Genomic DNA, 6,248 nt, shown 5'->3' with positions numbered 1-6,248 from the left:
ACCGTGGGCGATACGATTGATTACGAATATGTGCTGACAAATACAGGCACCCAGACACTGTTCAATCCGACTGTCACGGACGACAAGGTGACTGCCAGCTGTGCTGCGACCTCCATTGCCCCCGGCACGTCGATTGTCTGCACGTCCGACGCGCCCTTCACGGTTACGCAGGTTGAACTGGACGCGGGATTTGTGACCAATGTGGCCTCTGCCAGCAGCACGACCCAAAATGGCGCGACCGTGGAAACAGACGATACGGACCTGACTGTAAATGCAGACCAGAACCCGTCGCTCTTGCTGGATAAGGTTGCGACGCCCGTTCCGGCCGGTAATTTCCAACCCGGTCAATCCGTCACTTATACCTTCACCGTCACCAACACCGGCAACACGACCCTGACCGATCCGGTCATCATAAACGACGACAAGATCGGCGCGCCGTTTGAATGTGTGGCAGGGCCTGTGCCGCCGGCTCCGGCGGCTGGATCGCAGATCAGCTGTACGTCCACGTACCTTCTGACCAACGCCGATGTCGCCGCAGGCTTTGTCACGAACCGTGCGACCGCGCAGTCCGGTGTTGTCACCTCGAACGAGGACACGGCCACCGTGTCCGATGCAGGCGCGCCTGAGCTGACCTTGTCCAAAGCCCCCGATCCCGCAGGGGCCACGTTCTCGTCCCTGACCGATACCATTGATTATCTGTTCACGGTCGAAAACACCGGCACGACGACGATCACTTCCTTGCAGCCCATTACGGTCAACGACCCCAAGGCCGGTCCCGTCACCTGCAACCAGCCCGCCAGTTTCGCGCCCGGCGACAGTTTTACCTGTTCGGTCACCTATTCCGATATCACGCAGGCCGAAATTGACGCGGGCGAGGTGAACAACACCGCAACTGCCAGTTTCACCGCGCCCGGTGGCGACCTGATCACGTCGAACACAGCGGCGGCGACCGTGCCCTCCGCGGTGGTGCCCGGCATGACGCTGACCAAGACGGGGCCTGCGGATTTCGGCGTCGCAGGCACGACAGTCACCTACACGTTCGAGGTCACGAACACCTCGGCGCAGACCATCGCCTCGGCTGAGGTGACGGATGTGAAAATTCCAGCGCTCGACTGCGAATTTACCAACATCGCGCCCTTTGGCAGCGTCAGCTGCACGGGCGATTACGTGGTGACGCAAGACGACGTTGACCGCGGGACGATCGACAATACCGCCAACGCCAGCGGCAGCGCGCCCACGGGTGAGATCCTTTCGGCGACGGCCAGCGAAACCATCACCGCCGATCCGGCGGCACAGGTGCGCGCGCTGTCCTTGGACAAGACGGCGAATGTCAGCAGCTTTTCCGCTGTGGGCGACGAAATCCGCTACAACTTTGCGGTGACGAACACCGGCACGCTGACGTTGCGCGATATTGTGGTTGATGACCCGCAGGTGGGTCTGTCGTGCACCATTCCATCCCTTGCACCCATGATCACCGATGACACGTCCTGCATCGCGACCCATGTGATCACGCAAGACGATATCGACAACGGCACCTTCGACAATGCGGCGACCGCGACGGCCCCGATGACGCCCGTGTCGAACAGCAGCGTCGAAACACCCGGTCCCGCGCGCACCGCGTCATTCACCATCGACAAGTCGGCCAATGACACCACCGATGTGCAGGAAGGCCAGACGATCACCTACACCCACGTGGTGACAAACACCGGCAACACCACGTTGACAGACATTACGTTGACGGACACCCACACAAGCGCATCCGGCACCGCCCCCCTGACCTTTGCACCGTCCAATGTCATCTCGACACTGCTGCCCGGAACCTCCGCCACAGTGACGACCAGCTATGTGGTGACGCAGGCCGATATCGACGCCGGTGCCGACCTGACCAACACCGTAGACGGAACAGCGACCCCGCCCGCAGGCGTCACGGCCCCCACCGCGACGGACAGTGAAACGGTCGATGTCGAAGACGCGGCACCCGCGATTTCGGTGGTGAAGGCCGAAACCGATGGCACCGGCACATTCAACAACCTGCCCGCGTCCGAGGCGTTTTCATTCGTTGTCACGAACGACGGCAATGTCACCTTGTCCGGCTTTACGCTGACCGATGATTTGACAGGGTTCTCCTGCCTGTTGGCGGATATTCCTGTGGGCGGGTCAACCAGCCAGTGTGCCGACACCACAGCCCTGTCGACGACTTATACCATCACCCAACCCGACATTGACCGCGCCCAACTGGTCAACACCGTGACCGTGTCCGACGGCACAACCACCGCGACCGACAGCGTGACACTTGAGGGGCCAACGCAGGTGGCCGCGATCTCCATGGTCAAGACGGCGACATCCGGCGCCAACTTCAGCGCAATCGGGGATGAGGTCGACTATCAGTATGTCGTCACCAACGGCGGCAACATCACCATTCGCGGCCCGATCACCGTGGCCGATGACCAGACGCCGGTGACCTGTCCGCAGACCCCCGCCACAGGTATCGCGCCCGGTGGAACGCTGACCTGTCTGGCCACCTATACGGTGGATCAGGATGATCTGGATCGTGGGTTCGTCACCAATATCGCAGAGGCGTCCCTGACGCAGACCATCGTGCCCGGCGGTCCGACCACCGTCACATCCGGCACGGAAACCGAAACGGTGAATGCGGCCCAAAGCCCCAGCCTTGCGATTGACAAGATCATCACGCCCGGCACGCCCGCGACCTTCCAGACTGCGGTGACCGACAGCCTCAGCTATGATTTCACGATCACCAATGACGGCAATGTCACCATCCCCGCGCCGATCACCGTGGATGACAACCAGATCGGCACCGGCCTGACCTGCGGCACCGCAGCGCTTGCGCCGGGCGGGAGCGTGACCTGTACCCATGTCTGGACCGCGACGCAGGCGGCGATTGACGCAGGCGAGATCACCAACACCGCACAGCCTGTGGCGACCTTCGACAGCGCACCGGTGCCTGCGGGCAGCGACAGCTTTACGGCTGTGGCCATCCAGAACCCTGAACTGACCATCGACAAAACCTACAACGCGGCGCTCAGCGGGGCCTTTGTTGCGCCTCAGACGCAGGTGTTTGATTTTGAGGTGACGAATTCGGGCAATACGACGATCACCGCGCAGCCGGTCATCAATGATACGATCATTGATCCGTCCCGCATCACGTTGCTTGATCCCTTCCCCGCGGGTGGCCTTCTGCCCGGACAGTCGATCACCTACCGCGGTGAATATGACCTTACGCTTGCGGATGTGCAGTTGGGGAGCGTGACAAACACCGCGACCGCCACAAGCGGCGGCGTAACCTCGGACCCGGACAGCGTCACGACACCGGATGATGTGGACCCCGCCCTGTCCATCGTGAAATCCGCCAACGTCACGACGTTCTCCGCCCTCAATGATCCGATCATCTATACCTATACGGTGACCAACACGTCCGAAGGCGCAACAATGCCTGCCTTCGCCAATGCGATCACAGTGACCGACAACAAATTCCCGGGCGTGACCATTGCCTGCGATCCGACCGCCGACAACCAGCTGGAAGTTGGTGAAAGCACGACCTGTACGGCGACCTACAACGTGACGCAGGCCGATCTGGATGCGGGCGAAGTCGTCAACGCCGCCGTGGCTGAAACAACCTTTGGCGGACAGCCTGTTCTGTCCCCCGCAGATCAGGTCACCATCGCCGGTGCACAATCGCCTGCCTTGTCACTTGTTAAAGAGGTCATCGCCGGCCCCGATCCTGCCACGGTGGGTGACATGGTCACTTACCGGATGACCGCGACGAACACGGGCAACCAGACCTTGTCCAACGTGATGATCACCGATCCGCGCATTGCGGACCTGACCTGCACCGTGGGCGGCACTGCGGCCCCGACAATCGTCAACCTTGCGCCAGGTGGTGTGTTGATCTGCGAAGGCGATTACACGGTCGATCAGGATGACGTGGATGCCCAGTCGCTGGAAAATACAGCGACGACCATGGCCACCAACCCGTCCGGCACGCCGGTGATGACATCGGACACGGCGACCCAGCCGGTTGATCCGTTCGCACCAGCCCTGACCGTTGTCAAAACGCTGACATCCGGCGAACCGGGGTCTGATTATTCCGCCGTGGGCGAGGAAATGGTCTTCCAGATCAGCGTCACAAACTCCGGCAACATCACGCTGGACGATGTGTCTGTCACCGACAGCATTGTGCCCGGCACCTGTGACATCGGCACCCTTGCGCCGGGCGACGAAGACGTCACCTGTGAATTCACCTACACAGTCCAGCAGTCCGACATCGACCGTGGTTTTGTCGACAACACGGCCACTGCCGCCGGGCAACCCCGCACGCCGGACAGCGATGAGATTTCGCAGGACGGCGATTTGCGCAGCGAAGGCCCCCTGCAGGAGCCGTCATTCTCTCTGGTGAAAACCGCCGATCTGACCGATTTCGACAGTGACGGCACCACAATCACCTACAGCTATACGGTGGCCAACACCGGCAACGTGACGTTGACTGCCGCGCCGACGGTTTCGGACGACCGCATTGATACGGTGTCCTGCCCTGCCTTCCCGACCGGTGGCCTTGCACCGCTTGGGTTTATCGTTTGCACCGGCACCTATGAAACCACGCAAACGGATGTGGACAACGGTGGCGTCACCAACATCGCCAGCGTGTCGTCGGATGACGCTCCGTTTGATCCAAACAACCCCGGTGCGGCACAGGACAGCGCGACTGTGCCGTCCGTCCGCACCCCCGGCGTGACCATCGAAAAGGTCGCATCGCCCACAACCGATGTGGCGGAGGGTGAGACGATCACCTACACCTATACGGTCGAAAACACCGGCAATGTGACACTGACCGATGTGATGCTGGACGACCAGCACACATCCGCCACGGGCACAGCGGCTTTGTCGATCATGCCCTCCGCGACGATCACCTCCATCGCGCCCGATGGCATCGTGACGCTGACGGCCGAGTACGTTGTGACGCAAGAGGACATCGACGCAGGTGCCGCGCTGACCAACACCGTGTCCCTGACAGCAACCAGCCCCGATGGCACGACACCGACAGCCACCGCAGATGAAAGCGTCACGCCCGAGGAGGAAGACCCCGCGATTGAGGCGATCAAAACCGTTGCGTCCAGCACCGGCCTGACCGAGGGCGACACCGTGACGTTTGAGGTCCGCGTTGAAAACACCGGCAATGTGACCCTCGACACCATCGGTCTGTCCGACACCTTGAGCCGCCTTGACGGGTCCACCGTGACCCCGTCACCCTCCGCCAGTCTGACGGACGGCGACGGCGGCACCTTGTCCCCTGATGAGGTCTGGACCTATGAAATTGTCCATACCCTGACGCAGGCCGATATTGACGCGGGCGGCATATCGAACTCTGCCACGGCGACAGGCACGTCGCCGTTCGATACGGACGTCAGCGATGTGTCTGACACGGGCACGGGGACCGGCAGTACGCCAACCCCGTTTGTCATTCCGGCCAATCCGTCAGTTGAAACCGACAAGGTCGTGGCGATTGAAAACACCGGTGTGGATGAAACGGTCACGTTTCAGATCACAATCCAAAATACTGGCAACGTCACGCTGACCGGCGTGGCGGTGTCCGACGATACGTTGACGCGTGCCGATGGGACCCCCTTGACGCTGTCGTCAGGGCCGACATTCGCCGGGGCAACTGATGGGTCCGGCGCAGGGACGCTGAAGGTCGGTGAAACCGCGACCTACAATGCGACCTATGTGTTGACCCAGCCGGACATCGACGCAGGCGGCATCTCCAACACAGCGACCGGTACGGGCACACCGCCATCGGGCCCGCCGGTCAGTGACCCTGTTGATACACCAGCGACGGTGACGATACCTGCGATGCCGTCAATCACGATGGACAAGGTCCTTGTGGGTGGCGGCCCGAATTTCGACGCCGTTGATGATGTGCTGACCTATCAGTTCGTCGTGACCAACACCGGCAACGTGACCATCACGGACGAGATCACGATCACTGATCCGCTGATCACAGACGCAGGCGGCACGATCACCTGTCCCGCGCCACCATTGGCACCGGGCGCAGTGGCAACCTGTACCGGCACCTATTCGATTATCCAGTCCGACATCGACAACGGGTCCGTCGTCAACTCCGCCACGGCCAGCGTACCGGGCGCCGATCCGGTCACCGACAGCACCACAACGCCCGCGCGCCAGTTGCCCGCACTTGAGGTTGTGAAAGAGGCCGAGGATATCCAGTCCGC

The 6,248-nt window shown here is 61.5% G+C and carries 1 pseudogene; it reads left to right on the top strand.

Going from position 1 to position 6,248, the window contains the following annotated elements:
- Nucleotides 1-6,248 (top strand): annotated as a pseudogene (locus QZ653_RS09790) (hypothetical protein); the annotation flags it as partial.

The sequence above is a fragment of the Pseudooctadecabacter sp. genome (assembly GCF_020627745.1).
Taxonomy (GTDB): Bacteria; Pseudomonadota; Alphaproteobacteria; order Rhodobacterales; family Rhodobacteraceae; genus Octadecabacter.
The sequence above is the reverse complement of the archived record's forward strand: the minus strand, read 5'-3'. Positions and strand labels throughout refer to the sequence as shown.